The sequence below is a fragment of the Brevundimonas sp. PAMC22021 genome (assembly GCF_019443405.1).
In the GTDB taxonomy this organism is placed as follows: domain Bacteria; phylum Pseudomonadota; class Alphaproteobacteria; order Caulobacterales; family Caulobacteraceae; genus Brevundimonas.
Genome location: NZ_CP080376.1, coordinates 2,744,754 through 2,766,866, shown reverse-complemented (window position 1 = coordinate 2,766,866; position 22,113 = coordinate 2,744,754). Strand labels below are relative to the sequence as shown.

At 67.8% G+C, this 22,113-nt stretch carries 21 protein-coding genes, 1 tRNA gene and 1 riboswitch; of the genes, 12 read left to right on the top strand and 10 right to left on the bottom strand.

Annotation, left to right across the window (positions count from 1 at the left end; genetic code table 11):
• The first annotated feature begins 170 nt into the window (after positions 1-170).
• Positions 171-2,219: a TonB-dependent receptor gene (locus KY493_RS13625; protein WP_219896856.1), complete on the top strand. Its 2,049-nt coding sequence runs from the start codon at positions 171-173 to the stop codon at positions 2,217-2,219.
• Positions 2,220-2,384: 165 nt separating this feature from the next.
• On the opposite strand, the gene KY493_RS13620 is transcribed toward KY493_RS13625, so the two are convergent.
• Positions 2,385-2,461 (bottom strand) — tRNA-Arg (locus tag KY493_RS13620).
• Positions 2,462-2,623: 162 nt separating this feature from the next.
• On the opposite strand from KY493_RS13620, the gene KY493_RS13615 reads away from it, so the two are divergent.
• Entirely contained in the window at positions 2,624-4,360 is a 1,737-nt protein-coding gene (locus KY493_RS13615) for a gamma-glutamyltransferase family protein (protein WP_219896855.1), read from the top strand.
• Positions 4,361-4,364: 4 nt separating this feature from the next.
• On the opposite strand, the gene KY493_RS13610 is transcribed toward KY493_RS13615, so the two are convergent.
• A complete protein-coding gene (locus KY493_RS13610) occupies positions 4,365-5,210 on the bottom strand; it encodes a lipid A-modifier LpxR family protein (protein ID WP_219896854.1) in 846 nt (281 codons plus the stop codon).
• Positions 5,211-5,334: 124 nt separating this feature from the next.
• The gene (locus KY493_RS13605; protein ID WP_255568145.1) at positions 5,335-7,200 is read right to left on the bottom strand and encodes a ribonucleoside-diphosphate reductase subunit alpha; all 1,866 of its coding nucleotides are present in this window, start codon (positions 7,198-7,200) and stop codon (positions 5,335-5,337) included.
• 282 nt (positions 7,201-7,482) lie between these two features.
• Here KY493_RS13605 and KY493_RS13600 point away from each other — a divergent pair, with 282 nt between their 5' ends.
• Complete coding sequence (locus tag KY493_RS13600; protein ID WP_219896852.1) at positions 7,483-8,238, top strand: phosphatase PAP2 family protein; 756 nt, start codon at positions 7,483-7,485, stop codon at positions 8,236-8,238.
• Positions 8,239-8,290: 52 nt separating this feature from the next.
• Positions 8,291-8,409: riboswitch (yybP-ykoY riboswitch) on the top strand.
• Positions 8,410-8,511: 102 nt separating this feature from the next.
• Positions 8,512-9,075, top strand: a complete 564-nt coding sequence (locus tag KY493_RS13595) for a TMEM165/GDT1 family protein (RefSeq protein ID WP_219896851.1) — start codon at positions 8,512-8,514, stop codon at positions 9,073-9,075.
• On the opposite strand, the gene KY493_RS13590 is transcribed toward KY493_RS13595, so the two are convergent.
• Both KY493_RS13590 and KY493_RS13585 read right to left on the bottom strand, forming a co-directional pair.
• Positions 9,072-9,890 carry a metallophosphoesterase gene (locus tag KY493_RS13590; protein ID WP_219896850.1) on the bottom strand — a complete coding sequence of 273 codons (819 nt, stop codon included), beginning with the start codon at positions 9,888-9,890 and terminating at the stop codon, positions 9,072-9,074. The genes KY493_RS13595 and KY493_RS13590 overlap by 4 nt on opposite strands.
• The gene (locus KY493_RS13585) at positions 9,874-10,653 is read right to left on the bottom strand and encodes a nucleotidyltransferase family protein (protein ID WP_219896849.1); all 780 of its coding nucleotides are present in this window, start codon (positions 10,651-10,653) and stop codon (positions 9,874-9,876) included. The genes KY493_RS13590 and KY493_RS13585 overlap by 17 nt, the downstream gene beginning before the upstream one ends.
• Positions 10,654-10,917: 264 nt before the next feature.
• Here KY493_RS13585 and KY493_RS13580 point away from each other — a divergent pair, with 264 nt between their 5' ends.
• The gene (locus tag KY493_RS13580) at positions 10,918-11,976 is read left to right on the top strand and encodes a ribonucleotide-diphosphate reductase subunit beta (RefSeq protein WP_219896848.1); all 1,059 of its coding nucleotides are present in this window, start codon (positions 10,918-10,920) and stop codon (positions 11,974-11,976) included.
• Between the two features lie 72 nt (positions 11,977-12,048).
• Here KY493_RS13580 and KY493_RS13575 read toward each other — a convergent pair whose 3' ends face one another.
• From KY493_RS13575 to KY493_RS13565, 3 genes are all read right to left on the bottom strand, one after another.
• Positions 12,049-12,606 (bottom strand): DUF4142 domain-containing protein, encoded by a 558-nt coding sequence (locus tag KY493_RS13575; RefSeq protein WP_219896847.1) that lies wholly within the window; start codon positions 12,604-12,606, stop codon positions 12,049-12,051.
• A 65-nt stretch (positions 12,607-12,671) separates the two neighbouring features.
• Positions 12,672-13,433 (bottom strand): molybdopterin-dependent oxidoreductase, encoded by a 762-nt coding sequence (locus KY493_RS13570; RefSeq protein ID WP_219896846.1) that lies wholly within the window; start codon positions 13,431-13,433, stop codon positions 12,672-12,674.
• Positions 13,430-14,179 (bottom strand): cytochrome b/b6 domain-containing protein, encoded by a 750-nt coding sequence (locus KY493_RS13565; protein ID WP_219896845.1) that lies wholly within the window; start codon positions 14,177-14,179, stop codon positions 13,430-13,432. Before KY493_RS13565 ends, KY493_RS13570 begins: the two co-directional genes overlap by 4 nt.
• Before the next feature lie 55 nt (positions 14,180-14,234).
• On the opposite strand from KY493_RS13565, the gene KY493_RS13560 reads away from it, so the two are divergent.
• The 3 genes from KY493_RS13560 to KY493_RS13550 all read left to right on the top strand — a co-directional run bounded on the left by KY493_RS13560 (position 14,235) and on the right by KY493_RS13550 (position 16,736).
• A complete protein-coding gene (locus tag KY493_RS13560; protein ID WP_219896844.1) occupies positions 14,235-15,302 on the top strand; it encodes an oxidoreductase in 1,068 nt (355 codons plus the stop codon).
• 9 nt (positions 15,303-15,311) lie between these two features.
• Positions 15,312-15,575 carry a hypothetical protein gene (locus KY493_RS13555; RefSeq protein WP_219896843.1) on the top strand — a complete coding sequence of 88 codons (264 nt, stop codon included), beginning with the start codon at positions 15,312-15,314 and terminating at the stop codon, positions 15,573-15,575.
• Positions 15,576-15,644: 69 nt separating this feature from the next.
• On the top strand, positions 15,645-16,736 hold the full coding sequence (locus KY493_RS13550; protein ID WP_219896842.1) for an NAD(P)-dependent alcohol dehydrogenase: 1,092 nt from the start codon (positions 15,645-15,647) through the stop codon (positions 16,734-16,736).
• A 9-nt stretch (positions 16,737-16,745) separates the two neighbouring features.
• Here KY493_RS13550 and KY493_RS13545 read toward each other — a convergent pair whose 3' ends face one another.
• Together KY493_RS13545 and KY493_RS13540 are read right to left on the bottom strand one after the other, a co-directional pair.
• Positions 16,746-18,167, bottom strand: coding sequence for a sensor histidine kinase (locus tag KY493_RS13545; protein WP_219896841.1), 1,422 nt, complete (start codon positions 18,165-18,167; stop codon positions 16,746-16,748).
• A complete protein-coding gene (locus tag KY493_RS13540) occupies positions 18,164-18,910 on the bottom strand; it encodes a TVP38/TMEM64 family protein (protein WP_219896840.1) in 747 nt (248 codons plus the stop codon). The genes KY493_RS13545 and KY493_RS13540 overlap by 4 nt, the downstream gene beginning before the upstream one ends.
• A gap of 129 nt (positions 18,911-19,039) precedes the next feature.
• Between KY493_RS13540 and rpmH the strand changes: the two genes are divergently transcribed.
• The 4 genes from rpmH to yihA are packed head-to-tail and all read left to right on the top strand — an operon-like array spanning position 19,040 to position 22,059.
• Positions 19,040-19,174 (top strand): 50S ribosomal protein L34, encoded by a 135-nt coding sequence (gene rpmH, locus KY493_RS13535; protein WP_125255230.1) that lies wholly within the window; start codon positions 19,040-19,042, stop codon positions 19,172-19,174.
• Between the two features lie 28 nt (positions 19,175-19,202).
• Positions 19,203-19,610 carry a ribonuclease P protein component gene (gene rnpA, locus KY493_RS13530; RefSeq protein ID WP_219896839.1) on the top strand — a complete coding sequence of 136 codons (408 nt, stop codon included), beginning with the start codon at positions 19,203-19,205 and terminating at the stop codon, positions 19,608-19,610.
• Complete coding sequence (gene yidC / locus KY493_RS13525) at positions 19,607-21,418, top strand: membrane protein insertase YidC (RefSeq protein ID WP_219896838.1); 1,812 nt, start codon at positions 19,607-19,609, stop codon at positions 21,416-21,418. The genes rnpA and yidC overlap by 4 nt, the downstream gene beginning before the upstream one ends.
• Positions 21,415-22,059, top strand: a complete 645-nt coding sequence (yihA, locus tag KY493_RS13520; RefSeq protein WP_219896837.1) for a ribosome biogenesis GTP-binding protein YihA/YsxC — start codon at positions 21,415-21,417, stop codon at positions 22,057-22,059. The genes yidC and yihA overlap by 4 nt, the downstream gene beginning before the upstream one ends.
• Positions 22,060-22,113: the final 54 nt, after the last annotated feature.

Genomic DNA, 22,113 nt, shown 5'->3' with positions numbered 1-22,113 from the left:
GCTGATCCTTCTCACCCAACGAACACCAACCGTCGAGCCGCCGCAGCGGTTGCGGCGCCGGACGATCTTTGTCGAGGCCTGATTGCTGCGCCGCCCTGGAAGACACCTTCCGTCTTGACCAGACGAGATGATATTTCGTAACGCTGAATGCGCGTTTGTACGAGGTCTCGATGCACGTCCGATCCCCTTCCCGTCATGTCCTGCTCACCGCCGCCGCCTGGTCCGTCCTCGCCGCGCCGGCTTTGGCGCAGTCCGTCCAGCCCTCGGCCTCCCCGTCCGACAGCACGACCCTGGAGGACGTCATCGTCACCGGCGCGCCTTATGGCGTCAGCCAGCGCGCCGCGGTGATCGCCACGGACGTGCTGGATGAGCAGACGCTGGCGACCGCGCCGTCCGCGTCGCTGGGCGACCTGCTGAACGGCCGCCCGGGCGTGCGCTCCACCGACTTTGCACCCGGCGCCAGCCGTCCCGTGATCCGGGGGCTCAGCGGCCCGCGCGTGCAGGTGCTGACGAACGGCATCGGCCTGATCGACGCCTCGTCCGTGTCGCCCGACCATGCGGTGGCGACCGACCCGGCCGAGGCCAACCGCATCGAGATCATCCGCGGGCCCTCCACCCTGGTCTATGGCGGCTCGGCCATCGGCGGCGTGGTTAATGTGCTGGACGGCCGCATCCCTACCGAGATCCCCGAAGGGGGGATCGACGGCGTGGTCTCGGGCCAGGTGTCCAGCGTCGACGACGGCCGCGGCGGTTTTGGCCGCGTCACCGTGGGCGGCGGCGCCTTCGCCTTCAACATCGATGCGGTGAAGCGTCGGACAGACGACTACGAGATTCCCTCGCCCTCCATCTCTCAGCGCCTGGCCGATGCGGAAGGGATCGAACGCGAGGGCGGCGATACTCAGCCGAACAGCTACACCGACCTGGAGGCCTGGGGCGTCGGCGGCGCCTATATCGGCGACAAGGGCTTCGCCGGCCTGTCCTACAAGGAGACCGACAGCGAGTATGGCGTGGTCGCCGAGGAGAGCGTCTTCATCAAGCTGAACCAGGAACGCTGGGACGCACGCGGCGAATACCGCTTCGATCAGGGTCCGTTCTCGGCCCTGCGCGGGTCCTACGGCCATGCCGACTACACCCACACCGAGTTCGAGGACGTGGGCGAGCCGGGCACCGTGTTCAACTCGGACGGTTGGGAAGGTCGCGCCGACCTGGTCCAGCGGGCGCGCGGCGGATGGAACGGCGCCGTCGGCGTCCAGGCCCTTTCGCGCGACTTCGAAGCCATCGGCGAGGAAGCCTTCGTGCCCACCGTCGGCATCGAGGAGATCGGCGTCTATACGGTTCAGCGCCTCGATCTGGGCAACCACGGTTTCGAAGGCGGCCTGCGCTATGACCGCCGCACATTGAACGCCGTGCCGCTGGGCGAGGACGCCGAGGTCGAGCGCGAGTTCGACAACTGGTCCGGCTCGGTCGCCGGCTTCCTGCGCCCCGCGCCCGGCCTGTTCCTGGGCCTCAGCCTCGCGCACAACCAGCGCGCACCCAGCGAGGTCGAGCTGTTCGCCGACGGCGTCCACATCGCCACCGCCGCTTATGAGACCGGCGACATCGACCTGGACACCGAAAAGGTCACGACGCTCGAGGGCACGGCCCACTACGACCGCGGCCGTTTCTCGGGCGACCTGCACCTCTATCATTCCTGGTACGACGGCTTCATCGACGAGCGGCCGACCGGGGAGGAGTTCCTGTTCGAGGAAGAGGACGAGCTGTTCCCGGTCTACCAGTTCGTGCAGACGGACGCGCAGTTCTACGGCTTCGAAGTCGAGGGCGCCTACGCCCTGTGGGAGGACGGCGATCGCAAGCTGTCGCTGGAGGGCGCGGCCGACTATGTCCGCGCCGACACCGACCTGGGTCCCGCCGCCCGCATCCCGCCGTGGTCGGCGACGGGCCGCCTGGCCTGGACCACCGCCCGCTACGACGCCAGCGTCGAGGTGCGCCATGTGGCCGAGCAGGACCGGATCGCCAACGAATTCGAGCTGCCGACCGACAGCTACACCCTGCTGAACCTGGCGGCGGCGGTGCGGCCGTTCTCCGATCGGAACGTCACCGTCTTCGCCGAGGCGCGCAACCTGACAGACGAGGAGGCGCGCGAGCACGCGTCCTTCCTCAAGGACATCGCACCGCTTCCGGGTCGCAACCTGCGCGTCGGCGTCGCCTACCGCTTCTAAGGGGCGCGTACATGGACGAACGAGAAGGCGGCGTCGGAGCGATCCGGCGCCGCCTTTCTCATTGGTCGTTCCCGAGATGAGCGAATAAGGCCCGGCTGCCGCCAGGACCCCGCCACTCAATGATGTTTTCGGATCATCTCACGCTGTCGGACCAGCGGAGGAAAGTGGCGCACCCGAAGAGATTCGAACTCCTGACCCCCAGATTCGTAGTCTGGTGCTCTATCCAGCTGAGCTACGGGTGCGCATGCCTTGGCGGCGAGGGCGGGTGTGTAGCGGCTGGCGGGGCGAGGCGCAAGCGGGCGGGCGAAGATTATCTGGCGCTCGGCGGCGGTTGACGCTTGGCGCGTCGCCAGGCCGGGGTTACGTCCGGGTCTCTCCCCCGTTTGTCCGCCCAAAGGTTCGCCATGGGACCGTTTCGCCGCCTTCTCGCTGTCCTGCTGACGCCGATCGTGCTGGCCGCCTGCCAGACGCCGGCGCATCCCGCCTCGTCCGCCGCTGCGTTCAGCGTGGCGGCGGAGCAACCGGCGCGCGGACCGTTCGTGGCGGCCGCCAATCCGTTGGCGGCGGAGGCGGGCATGGCGGTGCTGCGGCGCGGCGGATCGGCCGTGGATGCAGCCGTGGCCGTGCAAGCGGTGCTGGGGCTGGTCGAGCCGCAGTCGTCGGGCCTGGGCGGCGGCGCCTTCATGATGGTCTATGACGCCGAGACCGGCGCGGTCGAGGCTTACGACGGGCGCGAGACGGCGCCGGCCGCGGCGACGCCGGAGCTGTTTCAGGAGAATGGCCGCCCTCTGGCTTTCCGCGATGCGGTGCTGTCGGGTCGCTCGACCGGCGCGCCCGGCGTGGTGGCCATGCTGGCGATGGCGCAGGGCGAGCACGGCAAGCTGGCGTGGCGCGACCTGTTCGGCGACGCGCGCGCGCTGGCCAGCGACGGTTTCGTGGTCAGCCCGCGTCTGGCCGGCATGATCGCCTCGACTTCGGCGCAGGTTCCGGAAGCGGGCGCTGCGGACGTGATCCGCTACTTCACCCGCCCGGACGGGGGGCGCTATCAGGCGGGCGACCGCCTGCGCAATCCAGACTACGCCGCGACGCTGGACCGGCTCGCCGCCGAGGGACCCTCGGCCTTCTACCAGGGGGAGATCGCACGCGACATCGCCGCCAGGACGCGGGAGGCGCCGCGCCCCGGCGCGCTGACGGCGGCCGACATCGCCGCATATCGACCGCTGAAGCGCGACGCCGTGTGTCGGCCCTATCGTCTGTATGTCGTCTGCGCGCCGCCGCCGCCGTCGAGCGGGGTGTCGATCCTGCAAATGCTGGCCATGGCCGAGCGGACGCCGGATTTGACCCGGGGGCCGCAAAGCCCCGAGGCCTGGGTCGCATTCGGGCGGCTGCAGCGACTGATGTACGCCGACCGGGATCGCTACATCGGCGACGCCGACTTCGTGGGCGTGCCGCTCGCCGGTTTGTTGGCCGAAGACTATGTCACGGCGCGCGCCGCCCTGGTCCCGCAGGTCAATGGACCGGTCGATGCGGGGCGCCCGACGGGCAGCGCGCCCGCGGGTGCGGACAGGACGCTTGAGCCGGCCGGCACCTCTCACTTCGTAATCGTCGGCGCCGAAGGCAATGCCGTCAGCATGACAACGACGGTCGAGAGCGTGTTCGGCTCCGGCCGCATGACCCATGGCTTCTTCCTGAACAATCAGCTGACCGACTTCTCCTTTTCGCCGACGGAGGCGGATGGCGCGCCGGCGGCCAATGCGGTGGCGGCGGGCAAGCGGCCCCGGTCCTCGATGAGCCCGATCCTGATCCTGGACCGTGAGGGACAGCTGGTCGGCGCGCTGGGGTCGCCCGGCGGCTCCAGCATCCTGGCCTATAATCTGAAGGCGCTGATCGGCGTGCTGGACTGGGGCCTGACGATGCAGGAGGCGATCGACCTGCCCAACCTGGTGGTGCGCGCAGAGACCATTGGGGCAGACACCGCCGGTTTCGACGCGGCGACGCGGGAGGCGCTGGCCCAAGCCGGCATGAGCTTGCGGCCCAATGCGTCAGAGACCTCGGGCCTGCACGGCGCGATCTGGCGCAATGGACGCTGGGACGGCGGCGCGGACCGGCGGCGAGAGGGCGTGGCCCTGACCGCGCCCTGACCTGTCAGTTGGCCTTGATCGAGAACTGGAAGGCGATCAGGCCCTCGTCCACGTCGGTGTCAACGTCGGGGCCGAAGTTGACGCCCTCGGTCTCGATCTCGCGATAGACGACGCCGAGCGAGCCCTGCATCGCGCCCCGGCGATAGGCCACGCCGATGGAGGCGTCGCCCAGAAATGCGCCCTCGTCGCGGCTGTATCCCGAGCGGGCGTAGTCGCCGTCGCGCGTGCGGGCGAAGTTGTAGCCGACCGCGCGGCCCGAGCCGGCGGCGTAGACGAACCAGCGCGAGCGTTCGCCGAACACCTCGTCGCCGTCGGGCATCAGCTTCTTCAGGCCCGAGCCCACGCGCAGGGTGGCGCCCGCCTCCGCCGAGCCGCCCCGGCTGCCGACGCCGAAGCCGGCGTGGGGCGTCAGGCTGACCTCGAGGCCGGAGGCGGTGCGGGTTCGCGCGCCCGACCAGCCGCGCACATAGCGGACATCGTAGTCGGTCGGATCAAGCTCGGCCTCGTCCAGCAGGGTCGCCGGCAAGGGGGCGCCGTCGGCGCGGCGCAGGCGTCCGCTGGTGCTGAGGCTGACGCGATCGGTGAAGCCATCATGCTCGAGCCACACGTCGCGCCGGTCCGTGGCCGCCGCGCCCTGTGCGGGCTTGAAGTCGGCCGCGAGCTCGACCGCGGGTCCGAAGGCGGCGTCGGCGCGGGCCGTGAACGGCGCCTGGGCGTCCAGCTTGATCGTATCCGAAGCCGCGTCGTTCCAAGCGTGAGGCGCCCAGGTCTGAGCCTCGGCCGGTGACAGGCCGGCGGCCGCGCCGACCAGCACGCCCCCGCAACCCGCGATCCAAGCCCTCAGACGCATACGACCCCCTCAAGTCGCCGACGACCCACCCTGCACCACAAGGCCGCCGGAGCCAATCGCCAACTTCGCGACACATTCGAGCATCGAACGCTGAAGCTTGGCGAGGAGTTCCTGCGTCAGCCGCCTATTGGCAGGCGAGGCACTCGTCGTAGTCTGTCTTGGGCATGGAGAAGAGGTCCGGCTGGTTCGGATCGATCTCGTCTTCCTTTTTGTCCTCGGCGCCGGCGAAGGCGGCGCGCTGCACCGACTTGGAGCGCAGATAGTAGAGCGACTTCACGCCCCGCTCCCACGCCGACCAGTGCAGCATGTGCAGGTCCCACTTGTTGACGTCGCCAGGGATGAACAGGTTCAGCGATTGGGCCTGGCAGATTTCCGGCGCGCGATCGGCGGCCAGTTCGATCAGCCAGCGCTGGTCCAGCTCAAAGGCGGTCTTGAACACGCCCTTCTGGTCCTCGTCGAGTTCGTCGATGTGCTGGACCGAGCCTTCCTTCTCCAGGATGGTGTTCCACACGGCCTCGGTGTTGATGCCCTTCTGCTCGAGCAGTCGCTCCAGATAGGGGTTCTTGACCGCGAACGAGCCCGACAGGGTCTTGTGGGTATAGATGTTGGCCGGGATCGGCTCGATGCCGGCGCTCGTGCCGCCGCAGATGATCGAGATGGAGGCGGTCGGGGCGATGGCCAGCTTGTGGCTGAACCGCTCCATCACGCCCTGGTCGGCGGCGTCCAGGCAGGGTCCCTTTTCCTCGGCCAGCAGGCGGCTGGCCTTGTCGGCCTCGCGGCGCAGGTGCTTGAACAGCCGCATGTTCCACGACTTGGCCATCGCGGATTCGAACGCCACGCCCTGCGCCTGAAGGAAGGAGTGGAAGCCCATCAGCCCCAGACCGACCGAGCGCTCGCGCCTGGCCGAATAGACGGCGTCGGCCATGGCCGGCGGCGCGCGCTGGATGAAGTCCTCCAGCACATTGTCGAGGAAGCGCATCACGTCCTCGATGAAGCGAGGCTCCTTGCGCCATTCCAGGAACGTCTCGGCGTTGACCGACGACAGGCAGCAGACGGCGGTCCGGTCGACGCCTAGGTGGTCCTTGCCCGTGTGCAGCATGATCTCGGCGCACAGGTTGGACTGCTTGACCTTGAGGCCCAGCGCCTTCTGGTGCGGCGCCATCTGGCGGTTCACCGTGTCGGAGAAGATCAGATAGGGCTCGCCCGTCTGCATCCGGATCTCGAGGATCTTGGTCCACAGGCTGCGGGCGTCCACGGTCTTTCTGACCTCGCCGCTCTTGGGCGACTTCAGATCAAAGGTCGCGCCGGTCTTCACCGCCTCCATGAACTCGTCGGTGATGTTGATGCCGTGGTGCAGGTTCAGGGACTTGCGGTTGAAGTCGCCCGACGGCTTGCGGATCTCCAGGAACTCCTCGATCTCCGGGTGGAAGACGTCCAGGTAGACCGCCGCCGAGCCCCGCCGCAGCGAACCCTGGCTGATCGCCAGCGTCAGCGAGTCCATCACGCGGATGAAGGGGATGATGCCGGAGGTCTTGCCCGCGCCCTTGACCTTTTCGCCGATCGACCGGACGCCGCCCCAATAGGTGCCGATGCCACCGCCGTTGGAGGCCAAGGCCACGTTCTCGTTCCAGACGTTCTGGATGCCGCCCAGGCTGTCGCCCACCGCGTTCAGAAAGCAGGAGATCGGCAGGCCGCGGTCGGCGCCGCCGTTGGACAGGACGGGCGTGGCCGGCATGAACCACAGCCGGCTCATGTAGTCGTAGACGCGCTGGGCGTGGCCGGCGTCGTCGGAGAAGGCGGTGGCCACCCGCGCGAACATGTCCTGGTAGCTTTCGCCGGCCAGCAGATAGCGGTCCTCCAGCGTCTTCTTGCCGAAGTCGGTCAGCAGCGAATCGCGCGAGCGGTCGATGCGCACGCCCGCCTCCACCGCCGCCAGCTGCGGCCGAAACGGCGTCTTGACCGGCTCCGAACCTGCGAAGTTGGCCGTCATGAGTGCTTCGCCGTCAGCCATATCGATCCCTATCGCGTGCCTGAGCTACCAGATGTTGTGTCCGGTTTGCTTAAGAGAGACTAAATCACCTGGTTCCTCGTCCCTCAACATCCATTTTTTTATCGGACGGGCTCGACAAGCCGACCAAGGGCGCGCCGCGCTCGATTCGGCGCCGGGCGGACGCCGGAATCCCTGATCTTCATCCGCTTTGCACAGGACCGCCCACAGGCGGCGTTTTTCCCGTGGAGGAACGATGCAGCGAGCGTGGCCGTTCGGCAGTCCATGACTTCGTCCGCCCTCAGACCCTTTTTCACCCGCGCCGTGCGTCTGGCCCGCACCGAGTTCGCCGTTCTGGGCGCCATGGCGGTGATCGCGCTGGGCATTATGGCCTTCGTGGAGCTTGCCGACGACATGACCGAGGCGGACGGTCAGGCGCTGGACGGCCGCATCCTGACGATGATGCGGCCCTACGCCGACGATCCCTCCCGGCCATGGGGTCCCTGGTGGCTGAAGGAGGCGGCGTCGGACATCACCTCCCTGGGCGGCATCTCGGTCTTGGGGCTGTTCGCCACCATCGCGGTGGTGTTTCTGCTGACTCAGCGCAAATGGCTGTCCTCAATGCTGCTGATCGTGGGGCTGGCCGGCGGCGTCGCCCTGTCGGAGGGGCTGAAGGCGGTGTTCGAGCGCGAGCGTCCGCCCGAGATCGTCCAGGCGGTGGAGACGATCAACGCCAGCTTCCCGTCGGGCCATGCGCTCCTGTCCACCGTCTTCTATCTGACGCTGGGGGTCATGCTGACGCGCGCCTTTCCGCGCCGTCGGTTCAAGATCTTCGTCCTGGTGGTGTCGGTGATCATGGCGCTGCTGGTCGGGGCGACGCGGGTCTATCTGGGCGCGCACTGGGCCTCCGACGTCCTGGCCGGCTGGAGCGTCGGCGCGGCCTGGGCCATGGCGCTGTGGCTGGTCGCCTATGCGGTGGAGCGGTTCCAGCAGGCGCGCCGCGCCCCGCTTCAGGACGCGCCCACCCCCGCCGCCATCTGAAGACCTGCGAGTCGTTTCCGCTTGCGTCCCGGCGACCGCCGGGCGTAAAGCGCCGCTCGTCATCGGGGAGTAGCCGCCCGCGCCGATCATGCGGGGCTCGCGTCAACACACTTTCCCTTCGCCCGGAGGGAATGGCGCAAGACGCCGGAGGAGCCCAGCGCCCCCTCCGGCACGGCAAGACCGTTGGCTTTCGCAGGGTGCATCCACGCGGGGCCCGGCTGCGAACGCCACAGGTCCGTCCGCCGAGGATCCCCGCGCAAACGAGAACGGCTTTTGGAGGCCTTTCTGATCTCGACCGGCCTGGTCTCCATCGCGGAGATCGGGGACAAGACCATGTTGCTGTCGATCGTCATGGCGGCGACCTGGCGGCGGCCCGCGCCCATCATCCTGGGCATCCTCGCGGCGACGCTGCTGAACCACGCGTTCGCGGCGCTGGCCGGCACGGTGCTGGCCCAGTTCATCCAGGGCGAGTGGATGCGGTGGATCGTCGGGGTCGCCTTTCTGGGCTTCGCCGGCTGGGCGCTGATCCCCGACACGCTTGAAGAACAGTCGGCGGACGTCCAGCGCGGCTTCTGGGCCATCTTCTGGACCACCGCCTCGGCCTTTTTCCTGATCGAGATGGGCGACAAGACCCAGGTCGCCACCGCCATGCTGGCCGCGCGGTTCGAGGACCTGCCGGCCGTGGTCGCGGGATCGACCCTGGGCATGATGCTGGTCAACGGCCCGGCCGTGCTGCTGGGCGAGACGGCGGCCCGGCGCCTGCCGCTGAAGTGGATCCGCCTCGCGGCGGCGGCCGGCTTCGCCGCCACCGGCCTATGGATCCTCTTCGCCGGCTAGATCTCGAACACGCGGTAGGGAGTCTCGCCCAGGGTCCGGAGCACCGGCAGGGCGACGTTGTAGACCGGCACCCCCTTGTTGGTCCGTCCCTCGTGCGCGCCGCGGTGGGCGTGGCCGTGGACCACCAGCTTGACGTTGTCGTAGCGGTCGATGGTCTCGGCCAGGCGCGAGGAGCCCAGAAAGGCGTGGATCTCCGGCGGCTCGCCCATCACCGTCTCCACCACCGGCGCATAATGCAGCAGCACCACCGAGCGTTCGGTGCGCAGGGTGCGGATCGAAGTGTCGATGGCGTTGGCGTCCTCGACCGCCTCGCCCACGAAGGTCTTGATCGACTGCTCGCCGAACGGGCTCAGCATGTAGCGGCCGAAGCCGCCGACGAACCCCTTGCCGCCGGCGAAGCCCACCCCCTCGATCTCATAGGCCCGGCCTTCGCCCAGCATCTTGACCCCGGCGTCGCACAGCATCTTGAACACATGGTCGGGCTGGCCGCACTCGTGCTCGTGGTTGCCCAAGACGCCCACCATGGGGATGCGGCAGGCCTTGAGGTCCTCCAGCAGAATCTCGACCTCGCGCGTCTTGCCGTAGTTGACCAAGTCCCCGCACAGGCACAGCACGTCCGCGTCGTCGCCCACCCGTTCGAACAGGTCGCGGTACGGGCGCTCGGACGTTTCTCCGACATGCAGGTCGCCCACGGCGGCCACGCGCAGCTTGCGCGCCGGACCCTGGTCCATGCCGGGCTGGGGCGTCTGAGGGTCGGTCGCGGGCGGGTCGTTGGCGGCGTCCGACAGGCTCACGGGATCAGTGGACGGGATCATGGCGCTCCTCCAGGCCCTTGCCGACCACGTCGCCGAAGCCCCATTCTGAGATGTCGGCCACATAGTCGCGCGGGCTGAACAGGCGGCCGCGGCACACCTTCACACGCGGCGCCGGCAGATCGATCTGCGCCTCCAACCGCTCGCTGAGCTCCTCCATCAGCCAGCGCGGCACGCGGTCGCGCTCCGTCGGATAGGCGAAGCGGAAGTTCAGCAGGTGCGACATCAGCACCTCCCAGTACAGGTCCATCTGGTCCAGCAGGCTCTTCCAGTCGATGGCCTCGGACTGTTTCAGAATGACGTGGTTCACGTCGGCGCCGTCGTACCGGTAGCGGTCCTGGATGAAGACCTTGGACAGGATCAGGGCGGTCGGCGGGGTGATCTTCACCTCATGGCCGTAGACCTTGATGAGGTCGCCGCCGAACCAGGCGTCCGACACCGCGATGGTGCCGTTGGACATGGCGAAGATGACGTCAAAGAAGTGCTTGTCGTCCTTCCAGACCTTGGCGATCCAGCGCTCGTCCTCGACGTCGGTGCGATAGCCCTTGGCCTGGAAGAAGGCCAGAATGCGGGGATAGTCCCCGGGCTTGCAGAAGACGTCCAGATCCTTGGTCGGCCGCCGGATGCCGGTGTAGGCGGTCACCGCATAGGTGCCCGACAGCAGAAACGGCACGCCCGATTCCTTCAGTAGCCGCAGGCTCTCTTCGTAAAAGGCCAGCGCTTCGGGCGGCGGCTCGAAGGTCGGTTCGAGAATGACTTCGGACATGTCGCGGGCCCCTGATTTGGTCAGGGTAGGCAAACGGCGGCGAAAGCGGCGCGGTTCCGCATCGAGAGGCGCGCCTCCGCATCGAAGCGTCGCCGTACAGCCGGAATCATCAACAGGCTCATCCCCACCTAAATGACTAGGGGACACCAGATTTGGTGCTATCCACGAAAGTTGATCGCAACATCTGCGAAACAGCCCTTGGCGCCGGGCGCTTGGGGCCGCATGGTGAAGAGGTCCTTTCCGAATCCGCCAGGCCTCTTTTCGATGAACGCTCACAGCCCGATCATCCGCCCAGAAGGCGCGCAAGCCGCCGGCCTGCTGACCCCGTCGCTCGCCTACAAGCCGTTCCGCTATCCGTGGGCGTTCGACATGTGGAAGAAGCAGCAGCAGGTCCACTGGATGCCCGAGGAGGTGCCGCTCGGCGAGGACGTCAAGGACTGGGCCTCGACCCTGAACGACGGCGAGCGCAACCTGCTGACCCAGATCTTTCGCTTCTTCACCCAGGCGGACATCGAGGTTCAGGACAACTACATGGAGCGCTACGGCCGGGTCTTCAAACCGACCGAGGTGAAGATGATGCTGGCCGCCTTCGGCAATATGGAGACCATCCATATCGCGGCCTACGCCCTGCTGCTCGAGACCATCGGCATGCCCGAGAGCGAGTTCGGCGCCTTCATGGAATACGAGGCCATGCGGGACAAGCATGACTACATGGGCCAGTTCGGGGTCGACTCGGACGCTGACATCTGCCGGACCCTGGCCATGTTCGGCGGCTTCTCGGAAGGTGTTCAGCTGTTCGCGTCGTTCGCCATGCTGATGAACTTCCCGCGCCAGAACAAGATGAAGGGCATGGGCCAGATCGTCAGCTGGTCGGTGCGCGACGAGAGCCTGCACTGCGAGGGCATCATCAAGCTGTACCACGCCTTCAACAAGGAAACCGGCGCCGTCACCAAGACCGTCGCCGACGACATCGTTGATTGCTGCAAGACGGTGGTGAACATGGAGGACAAGTTCATCGACCTGGCCTTCGAGATGGGCTCGGTCGACGGCATGACGCCCCACGACATCAAACAGTACATCCGCTTCATCGCCGACTGGCGCCTGCGCCAGCTGAAGCTGCCAGAGGTCTACGGCGTGACCGAGAACCCGCTGCCGTGGCTGCAGGCGCTGCTGAGCGGCGTCGAGCACGCCAACTTCTTTGAAGCGCGCGCGACCGAATACTCCAAGGCCGCGACGCAAGGGAGCTGGCATGGCGCCGAGGGCGTGTGGACCGAGTTCGATCGCATGATGGCCCGGCGCGACATGAGCCTGGTCGCCGGCTGATCACAGCAATACCGACAGCAAAAAGGCCCGGCGGCGACGCCGGGCCTTTTCTTTTGGATTCGCAGCGCGTGATCAGCGAGCGGCGGCGATCATCCGCTCGACCTCGGCCAGGTGGCGCTGGACGATCGGCACGGTGGCCGTGGCTGCCGCCTTCAGCGCAGGCGACGTGCCGGCTTCCGAATAGGTCTTGTGCACGCCCAAGGCTTCCTTGTGCGCCATCTGCTGCTGCGTCAGATACAGGCGGTCGCGCTCGACGCCCTGGAACATCTTCAGCGCATTGATCATCGCGGCCTGGTGCTGGGCCGGCATCGCCGGCGGAGGCGTCACGCCGTCGCGGCGGGCGGCGGCCATGGCGTCGGCGCTGGTCTTGGTGTGATGATCGATCATCATCTGGGCGAAGCGACGAAGCTCGGGGTTCTGGGTCGTCTCCAGCACCGCCTGGCTCGACTGAATTTCATACTGGTCGCCGCCGCCGGCCAGCATCAGGAAGTCCATCGGCGAGGGCGCGGGCGTCAGCGTTCCGGCCGGCGTCCAGTTGTAGCGATAGGCCTGAGGCGCGGACTGCGCGCTTGCGGCGCCGGCGGCGATCAGGGCGGCGGCGCAGACGGCGCCGGCGATGAGCTTTTGCATGGATATCCTCGTTGTTCCGGCACCAGAACTTCAATGAACGCCGATAGTTCCCGCAAGGTCCGCGCTCAGATGCCGGCGTACCAGGCGTAGCCCAGATCCTCCCAATAGCCGCCGCGTCCGCCGCCGATCGCGTCGAAGCTTTCCACCGCCTCGATCCGGCGAATGTATTTGGCGTGCTTGTAGCCGAGTTGCCGCTCCACCCTCAGCCGCAAGGGCGCGCCATGCGCGACCGGAAGCACCCGACCGTTCATCGCATAGGCCAGGATCGTCTGCGGATGACGTGCGTCTATCAGGTCGATCGACTCATAATACCTGACGCCGTTCTCGGTCTGATCCAGCGCGTCGAAGCAGTGGAAGACGATGAAGCGGGCCTCGGGCCGCAGACCCGCCTCGTCCAGCAGCGCCGACAGGCGCACGCCTGTCCATTCGGCGATCGAGGTCCAGCCCTCCACGCAGTCGTGCTTGGTGATCTGGCTCTGGCCGGGTCGCGCGCGCAGTTCGCCGAGCGACAGCGACAAGGTTCGCTCGACCAGGCCGCCGATCTCAAGCCGATAGTCGGCAAAGCCGCCGTCTCGCAGCCGGACATAGTCGGACGCGGCCGGATCGATCGAGCCGTTGGGTCGGAAGTCAGGCGAGATCTCCGCACGGCTGTAGGTCGGCGCCAGGGCGTCTCGCGGCACGATCAGGCGCTGAGCCCGCAGCGTCAGACCCTCGGCCATCCGCAAAGCCTGCTGCACCGTGGGTGAAGCCGCGATCCGGTCGCACCCCGCCAGCACCGCCCCCAGCGCCGCCGCCGCCGCACCGCTCAGCCAGCGCCGCCGGTTCATCGCCGTTCGTCCCCATTCGACGGTCGGATGGCGAACCAGCCCGTCGTCATCGCGCGCATGTTGTTGAAGACGCCGGTCCAGATCACCAGTCCCACATGCACCACGATGAAGGCCACGATCAGGCCGGCCGACAGGAAGTGCAGCGTCCTCGCCGACTGGCGTCCGCCCATCAGCTCCAGCAACACCCCGCCGATGGCGTTGAAACCGGGCGACATCGACAGGCCGGTCACCAGCATCATCGGCAGCACGACCAGGATCATCGCGGCGTAGCTGATCTTCTGCAGCACATTGTAGCGCCGGGCGGTCTCGCCATGATCGAAGCGCAGGCGCGCGTGGTCGCCGACCGACCGCCAGAAGCCCGCAAGGTCATCCCGCGTCGGCCAGATGCGCCGCGCCAGCCGGCCGGTGAACGCCAGGTAGAGCAGATAGATCAGGCCGTTCAGAACGAACAGCCAGGCACAGGCGAAATGCCACAACCGCCCTGCCGCGAGGTCCCGCCCCTGCGGGATCATCACCCCCGCCGGGATTTCGCCAAAGGAGAGCCAGGGATCGGCGAAGGTGGACCGCACGCCCCAGTACAGGTGCGGATGCGCCGCCAATATGTTCAGCCCGCTCATCAGCAGCACCACCACCGCCGCGACATTGATCCAGTGGGTGACGCGCACGACGACCGGGTGGCGATAGATCAACCAGCCGCCCTCGGGCGTCGGACGATCAGCTTTGAGGCTGCGGCGCGGCTCAGGCATGGAGAAAGGCTTGTCACGAGTGGCGCGCGCCGACAATGGCGCTTAAGTCGGAGCCATGGTTCAGGCGCAGCCGCTCAACGTCGCCCTGGTGGGATTTGGCTATGGGGGACGGACGTTCCACGCGCCGCTGATCGGGGCTTCGCCGCGCCTGCGGCTGCACACGGTGGTGTCGAGCCGCCCCGAAGCGGTGCACGCGCGCCTGCCGGACGCCAAGGTCGTCCCCGACCTCGCCGCCGCCCTGACCGATCCGAACATCGCGCTGGTGGTCGTCGCCGCGCCCAACGCCGAGCACGCGCCGTTGGCGCGCCAGGCGCTCGAGACCGGCCGCGCCGTGGTCGTGGACAAGCCCTTCACCTTGACGCTGGCCGAGGCCGTCGAACTGGTGGGCATGACCGAAGCGCGGGGAAGGCTCCTGTCGGTGTTCCACAATCGTCGCTGGGACGCCGACTTCCTGACTTTGCAATCATTGGTCGAGGCGGACCGGCTGGGCCGGATCGTGCGACTGGAGAGCCGGTTCAACCGCTACAGGCCGGAAGTCCGAGACCGCTGGCGCGAGGCGGACGTGCCTGGCGCGGGCGTCTGGTACGACCTCGGTCCGCACCTGATCGACCAGGCGCTGGTGCTGTTCGGCATGCCGGTGGGCGTCAGCGCCGATCTCACGATCCTGCGCGATGGCGGCAAGGCCTGCGATTACGCCCACGTCGTCCTGCGCTACCCGGACAGGCGCGTGATCCTGCACGCCGACATGCTGAGCGCCGAGCCCGATCCGCGCTTCCTTGTGCAGGGGACGAGGGCGGCCTTTTTGAGCCACGGTCTCGACCCGCAAGAGGAACAGCTGAAGGCGACCGGCGGGGCCGGCGGCGCCGGCTGGGGCGTCGATCCTCAACCGGGCGAGATCATCGACGGCGCGACTGGAGCGCGCGAGCCGGCGCCAGGCGTTCCAGGCGACTACCGCCGCTACTACGACGGCATAGCCGCCGCCTTGCTGGAAGGGGCGCCCAACCCCGTGCCGCCGGATGAGGCGGTCGCGGTGATGGCGGTGCTGGAGACTGCGCGCATCAGCGCCGAGCAGGGCCGCGAAGTGTGTCTGGACGGATTGCCCATCCGGCCCGGCGCGGCGTAGGCTCCGTTCATGATCCTTGCGACCTCGTCAGGCGACTATCCGATCCCACCCGAGGTGGCGCGCGTCCTGCCCGACGTGCCCAGCCTGCCTCAACCCGGCGCGCCCGATGCGCGCGGGCAGATGGAAACCTTCCAGGACTGGCTGAACGCCGCGCCCCAGCACGCCATCGATTACGAGCGGGTGCGCCGCTGGCATCTGGTGCAGGACGAACTGGCCGCCGCCGCGAAGGCCGAGAGCCGCCCCTTTATCGTGACCACGGACGGGCTGGAGTAAGCCAAGCCGTTGGAACTAGAGGCGGTTTTTCGGGGTTAGACGCGCTGATCCTTTCAGCGGAGTTCCCCAATGATCCAGTCCGTCGGCTACGGCGCCAAGGCCGCGCAGGCCAAACTCGAACGCATGGAGTTCGAGCGCGACGATCCCAAGCCGAACGAGGTGGTGATCGAGGTCCTCTATACCGGCGTGTGTCACTCCGACATTCACCAGGTGAAAAACGAGTGGAAGAACACCGTTTACCCCTGCATTCCGGGCCACGAGATCGTCGGTCGCATCAAGTCGACGGGCTCCGAGGCCAGCCGCTTCAAGGAAGGCGACATGGTCGGCGTCGGCTGCATGATCGACAGCTGTCGCCAGTGCGAGCCGTGCCAGGCGGGCGACCAGAACTACTGCGCCGGTCCGAACAGCTGGCTGGCCACCTACAACGGTCCGATGACGCCCAAGGGCATGACCGAGGACGGCTCCAACATGTACGGCCGCGACAACACCTTTGGCGGCTATTCCGACGTGGTGGTGGTGCCTGAGGATTTCGTGCTGCGCATCCCCGAGGGTCTCGATCCCAAGGCGGCGGCGCCGATCCTGTGCGCGGGCGTGACCACCTTTTCCCCGATGAAGCACTGGGGCGTGAAGGCGGGCGACAAGGTCGCGATCCTGGGCTTCGGCGGCCTCGGCCACATGGCGCTGAAGCTCGCCAAGGGATTGGGCGCGGAAGTGACCGTGCTGACCTCCACGCCCGAGAAGATCGAGCTGGCCAAGTCGCTCGGCGCCGACGCCGCCTATGTCGAGACGGACAAGACGTCGCTGACGCCGCTCGCCGCCTCCTTCGACCTGATCCTTTCGACCGTGCCGGAGAAGCATGAAGTGGGTCCGTTGCTGGACCTGCTGAAGCGCGACGCGACCTTTGTGGTGGTCGGCAACCTCGACGTCGTCGACGGCGTGGACAACATGAAGCTGGCCGGATCGCGCCAGAGCGTGGCGGGCTCCTTGATCGGCAACCTCAAGGAAACGCAGGACGTGCTCGACTTCTGCGCCGAGAACGGCATCGCCCCCGAAGTCGAGATCATCGACATCAAGGACGTCAACGACGCCTACACCAAGGTCGAGAACGGCGAGGTGCGCTTCCGCTATGTGATCGACATGGCGACGCTGAAGGCCGCCTGACCGGACGGCTCAGCCCGGCAGGCGCAGTTCGAACGCCGCGCCTGTCGGGCCGCTTTCCACCAGCCGCAGGTCGCCGCCGTGAAGCGCGGCCAGCTCGCGCGAGATGGTGAGGCCGAGGCCGGTGCCCTCCGAGGCGCGGCCGCTGACGAAGGGTTCGAACAGCCGCTCGGCCAGGCGCGGCGGGATGCCGGGTCCATCGTCGGCGATGCGCAGCACGCAGAAGCCGTCCTCGCCACGCGCGGTGACGGTGATGACGCCGCGTCCGCGCCGATCGGCTGAACGGGCGGCGTCGCCCTCGATGGCCTGACGGGCGTTGCGCATCAGATTGACAAGGATGCGGTGCAGCTGATCACCGTCCGCCTTCAGCACGAAGCGGGCCGGAACCTCGGCCTTTAGCCGCACGCCGCCGGACATCAGGCCCGCGTCCTCGGCGGCGCCGGCCAAGGCGGCGTCCAGGGGCACGCGCGTTTTCTGCGGGGGCGGCTCCTCGCTCTTGCCGTACTGCAGCACATTGGCCGTCAGGGCCGCGGCCCTGCCTAGCGCCCGCTCCAGCCGCGGCAGCACCTTGGCCACCTGCGGATCGGGCGAGGCGGCCAGGCGCTCGGACGTCATCTGGGCCGAGGCCAGCATGTTGCCGAGGTCGTGGTTGATCTTGGCCACCGCCTCGCCCAGCGCCACCAGCCGCGCGCGCGAGCGCAGGGACTGGCGCACCTCTTCCTGCATGCGCGCCAGCTCGCGCTCGACCCGGCCGATTTCGTCGTGGCGATCCGACGGCGCGTCCGGCTGGCTTTCCGGATCGGCGGCGAAATGCTCGATCGAGCGGGTCACCCGCCGCAGCGGCCGCAGCACCAGCAGGGCCAGACACAGATACAGCAGGGCGCCGGCCGTGGCCGAGATCAGCAGCGACACCAGCAGGCTGTTCAGCAGAAAGGCCCGCAGCTCCTGCTTCAGCGGCTCGGCCGGGGTGACGATCTCGATGAAATCGCCCGATCGATAGCGGGGCCGCGCCTGCACCCGCAGCGACCGGTCCGGGTGCCCGACCAGGGTTCGCCACGGATCGGCCAGCCGCGCCACTGTGTCCTGGCGGCGCAGGTCGATCAGCTCGGGCGCGCGCGGCAGGTTTGGCGCCTGCAGCAGAAGGCGGCGCACCCCCTCTTCCGTCAGGGCCACCGCCTGCACCCCGCCGATCCGCATCAGCTCGGCCGCCGTGTCGTCCTCCACCGCGCTGTAGGGCAGGGCCTCGACGCCCACCGACGCCAGCTCCGCCGCCTGCAGTCGATCCTGCAGCCATCGCTCATGGAAGGCCGAGGCGTTGGGCGCGACGATCAGCACCTCCACCGCCAGGGTGAAAACCACCGTCAGCAGCAGCAGCCGCGCCGACAGCCCATCCGGCTTCAACCCGGCGGCGATGCGCTGGAACAGCGCCCTCACGCCGGCTGCACCCCACGCCGGCCGCGCGCCATCTGCACCAGGCGGATGCCCACCGGCAGCAGCAGCGACAGGAACACCACCCCCATCAGCGGCCAGAAGAACTGGTGCAACAGCAGATCGAGGTCCGGCCGCACGCCGCGTCGCAACAGTTCGCCCAGCTCCGAGCCGATCCAGGTGTAGATGGTGGTGGACGGCAGGAGGCCGACAAAGGTGGCGACCACATACGGCCGGATCGGCACGGCCATCATGCCGGCCGTGGCGTTGATCAGCACGAACGGCACGCTCGGGATCAGCCGCAGCGTCAAAAGGGTGGTGAAGGCGTTGCGATCCAGTCCCCTCGCCAGCCGGTCCATCAGCCCCGCGTCGCTGGCGAGCTTGGCCCTCAGCCAAGTGCCGATCGAGGTGCGGTACACATAATAGATGACGACCGAGCCGATCGTGGCGCCCGTCGCCTGCGCCAGCGCCCCGATCCACGGCCCGAACATCAGCCCGCCGAGTAGGGTCAGGAACACCGGACCGGGAATGGTCGAGGCGGTGGCCAGCGCATAGACGCCGACAAAGACCAGAAGCGCGATCCAGAAATGCGTCCGCGCATAGGCCTGCAGCCCCAGCCCGTGCTCGCGGATCATCTCCATCGACAGCCAGCGGTTCAGGCCCAGGGCGAAGAAGGCGACGACCAGGCCGGCGATGGCGACCAGCGGCAAGAGCCGCAGTCCCCATTCCCTCGCCGATCGCTGCGTCATAGGATGCCCCGCTCCCTCGAAGATTCGTCCGCGGCGTTGACTCGCGTCAACATGCGACTTATACGCCCGCCCTTCCCGCGACGGAGCCTTTTTGCCCGCCGCTCAACCTTTTAACGTCAGGAGCCGACCGTGAAGCGGACCTATCAGCCGTCCCGACTCGTGCGCAAGCGCCGTCACGGTTTCCGCGCGCGGATGGCCACCAAGAACGGCCAGAAGATCGTTGCGCGCCGTCGCGCCAAGGGCCGCAAGCGCCTGACGGCGTAAGCGCCCCCGCGTCCGGATCAGGACGCGCATGAGCGAGACCCTACAGATCAAACGTCTGCTGCGGCGGCCCCAGTTCCTGGCGGCCGCCAAAGGCGTTTCCGAGGCGCGCGGCGGCGTGGTGATCCAGAGGCTGGATCGCCGTGACGGCTCGGCCCACGTCGGCCTGGGCTTCACCGCTACCCGCAAGGTCGGCGGCGCCGTAGTCCGCAACCGCTGCAAGCGCCGCCTGCGCGAGGCCGCCCGCGCCCTTTTGCCGGTCCATGGCAAGGCGGGATGCGACTATGTGTTCATCGCGCGGATGGGCACGGCCGAGCGCGACTGGGACCGTTTGCTTGACGATGTGAAAACCGTCCTTACAAGGCTGGCGAGCCCCAAGGACCCGGCCTCCCGGCCGCATGGCCGCCCCTCCGGCGGCCCGGATGCCCGACCCCGATGAAAAACGAGAATTCGCGCAACACGATCATCTTTATCGTGGCGTCGGCCCTGATCCTGGGCCTGTACTGGTTCACCGTCCTGCGCCCGCAGGCCGAGGTGCGCCGCGCCAATCAGCTGGCCGCCGCCGAACAGCAGAGCGAGGCGGCGTCGGACGCCTCCAACACGGCGCTTCGGCCCGAGAGCGCCATCTTCGTCACGGACCGGACCCAGGCCCTGGGCGCCGGCGCCCGCGTGCCGATCCAGACGCCGACGCTGCGCGGTTCGCTGTCGCTTCAGGGCGGGCGCATCGACGACCTGTTCCTGGTCCGCTACCGCGAGACGCTGGACGCCGACAGCCCGCCGGTCGAGCTGTTCCGCCCGCAGGGCATGGAGCACGCCTATTTCGCCCAGTTCGGCTGGACCGGCCCCAATGTCGCGGGCGGCGTGCCGGGCCCGAACACGCCTTGGCGGCTGACGGCCGGATCGACGCTTACGCCCACCTCGCCCGTCACCCTGACCTGGGACAACGGCCAGGGCCTGCGCTTTACCCGCGTGATCGCGATCGACGACCAGTACATGTTCACCGTCGCCGACACGGTGCAGAACCTGGGAACCCAGCCGATGACCATCGCCCCCTATGGTTCGGTCCAGCGCCAGGGCGTGCCCGCAGATCTTGGCAAGCAAATGATCCTGCACGAGGGCGCAATCGGCGTGTTCGGCCAGCCGGGCCGCTACGCCACCGATCAGTACAAGTACAAGGACTGGCAGGGCAAAGCCCGCATCCAGGAGACCTCCACCGGCGGCTGGCTGGGCATCACCGACAAATACTGGATGGCCGCGCTGATCCCGCCGCAGACCGAGCAGGTGTCGGCCGAGTTCCGCGTGCGCGATCCTGACGGCGCCAACCAGCACGAAGCCAACGTCCTGGGCGCGACCCGCACCATCCAGCCGGGCGCCAGCGTCACCGAGACGCAGCGCCTGTTCGCCGGCGCCAAGCGCAACGAGATCCTGAAAGGCTATGAGCAGGATCTGAACCTGCCGCGCTTCGTCTACGCCATCGACTGGGGCATGTTCTGGTTCCTGACCCGCCCCATCTTCATGGTGGTGGAGTTCTTCTTCCAGCTGCTGGGCAACTTCGGCCTGGCCATCCTGGCGCTGACCGTTCTGGTCAAGCTGCTGCTCTTCCCGCTCGCCAACAAGAGCTACGAGAGCATGTCCAAGATGCGCAACCTCCAGCCCAAGATGGAGGAGATCAAGAAGAAGCACGGCTCCGACCCGCAGAAGCAGCAGCAGGAGACCATGGCCCTGTACCAGCGCGAGAAGATCAATCCGGTCGCCGGCTGCCTGCCGATCCTGGTGCAGATCCCGATCTTCTTTGCGCTCTACAAGGTGCTTTTCGTGACCATCGAGATGCGGCACCAGCCCTTCTTCGGCTGGATTCGTGACCTGTCGGCGCGCGACCATTCGACGATCTGGAACCTGTTCGGCCTGCTGCCCTATGACCCGGCGACCGTGCCGCTGATCGGCGCCTTCCTGAACGGGCCGGCGCACATTGGTCTGCTGCCGATCCTGTACGGGATCACCATGTGGCTGCAGCAGGCGATGAACCCGGCCGTGCCCGATCCGATGCAGCGGCGCATCTTCGCCCTGATGCCCGTGGTGCTGGCCTTTGTGCTGGCGCCCTCGCCGGCCGGCGTCCTGATCTACTGGGTGTGGAGCACCATCCTGTCGATCTTGCAGCAGTACATCATCATGCACCGCTTCGGCGCCGAGAACCCGATCGACAGTTTCATCGCGCGCCTGAAGTCGCCGAAGACGAAGGCCGCGTGAGCGACTTCTCCGAAGACGAGCTGGAACAGGCGCGCGTCCTGTTCCAGCGCCCGGCGACCTTTGTCATGGGCGCCGCCAAGATCGAGCAGCTGCCCGATCCGGACCTGCCGGAAATCGCCTTCGCCGGCCGCTCCAACGTCGGCAAGTCCAGCCTGATCAACGGCCTGGTCGGCATGCACAAGCTGGCGCGCGCCTCCAACGAGCCGGGCCGCACGCGAGAGGTCAACTTCTTCGACCTGGACGGCCGCATGCGGCTGGTCGATCTGCCCGGCTATGGTTTCGCCAAGGCGTCCAAGGCCGCGACGCGCAAGTTCCAGGACCTGGGCCGCGACTATCTGCGCGGGCGGGTGACGCTGAAGCGGGTCTATCTGCTGATCGACAGCCGCCACGGCCTGAAGGCGGTGGACGGCGAGGCGCTGGACGCGCTCGATCTCGCCGCCGTCTCCTATCAGATCGTGCTGACCAAGGGTGACAAGCTGAAGAAGGGCGAGGGCGAAGCGGTGGCGGCGGCGACGCTGAAGGCCATCGCCAAGCGCCCAGCCGCTTTTCCCGCCGTGATCCTCACCTCGTCGGAGAAGGGCGAGGGTCTGCCCGAGCTGCGCGCCGAGATCATGCGCACCACCGGCGCGACGCTGGACTGAGGCGCAAACCTTCCGAACACCAAAAAAGGCCCGGAGAGCGATCTCCGGGCCTTT

Bases quoted from the DNA above. Each gene is read 5' to 3' on its own strand.
- KY493_RS13580 (WP_219896848.1), top strand. From the start codon at position 10,918: ATGAACGCTCACAGCCCGATCATCCGCCCAGAAGGCGCGCAAGCCGCC.
- yidC (WP_219896838.1), top strand. From the start codon at position 19,607: ATGAAAAACGAGAATTCGCGCAACACGATCATCTTTATCGTGGCGTCG.
- KY493_RS13565 (WP_219896845.1), bottom strand. From the start codon at position 14,179: ATGCCTGAGCCGCGCCGCAGCCTCAAAGCTGATCGTCCGACGCCCGAG.
- KY493_RS13590 (WP_219896850.1), bottom strand. From the start codon at position 9,890: ATGATCCCGTCCACTGATCCCGTGAGCCTGTCGGACGCCGCCAACGAC.
- KY493_RS13570 (WP_219896846.1), bottom strand. From the start codon at position 13,433: ATGAACCGGCGGCGCTGGCTGAGCGGTGCGGCGGCGGCGGCGCTGGGG.
- KY493_RS13560 (WP_219896844.1), top strand. From the start codon at position 14,235: ATGGTTCAGGCGCAGCCGCTCAACGTCGCCCTGGTGGGATTTGGCTAT.
- KY493_RS13600 (WP_219896852.1), top strand. From the start codon at position 7,483: ATGACTTCGTCCGCCCTCAGACCCTTTTTCACCCGCGCCGTGCGTCTG.
- KY493_RS13610 (WP_219896854.1), bottom strand. From the start codon at position 5,210: ATGCGTCTGAGGGCTTGGATCGCGGGTTGCGGGGGCGTGCTGGTCGGC.
- KY493_RS13605 (WP_255568145.1), bottom strand. From the start codon at position 7,200: ATGACGGCCAACTTCGCAGGTTCGGAGCCGGTCAAGACGCCGTTTCGG.
- KY493_RS13575 (WP_219896847.1), bottom strand. From the start codon at position 12,606: ATGCAAAAGCTCATCGCCGGCGCCGTCTGCGCCGCCGCCCTGATCGCC.
- KY493_RS13555 (WP_219896843.1), top strand. From the start codon at position 15,312: ATGATCCTTGCGACCTCGTCAGGCGACTATCCGATCCCACCCGAGGTG.
- KY493_RS13550 (WP_219896842.1), top strand. From the start codon at position 15,645: ATGATCCAGTCCGTCGGCTACGGCGCCAAGGCCGCGCAGGCCAAACTC.
- rnpA (WP_219896839.1), top strand. From the start codon at position 19,203: ATGAGCGAGACCCTACAGATCAAACGTCTGCTGCGGCGGCCCCAGTTC.
- KY493_RS13625 (WP_219896856.1), top strand. From the start codon at position 171: ATGCACGTCCGATCCCCTTCCCGTCATGTCCTGCTCACCGCCGCCGCC.
- KY493_RS13540 (WP_219896840.1), bottom strand. From the start codon at position 18,910: ATGACGCAGCGATCGGCGAGGGAATGGGGACTGCGGCTCTTGCCGCTG.
- KY493_RS13615 (WP_219896855.1), top strand. From the start codon at position 2,624: ATGGGACCGTTTCGCCGCCTTCTCGCTGTCCTGCTGACGCCGATCGTG.
- KY493_RS13585 (WP_219896849.1), bottom strand. From the start codon at position 10,653: ATGTCCGAAGTCATTCTCGAACCGACCTTCGAGCCGCCGCCCGAAGCG.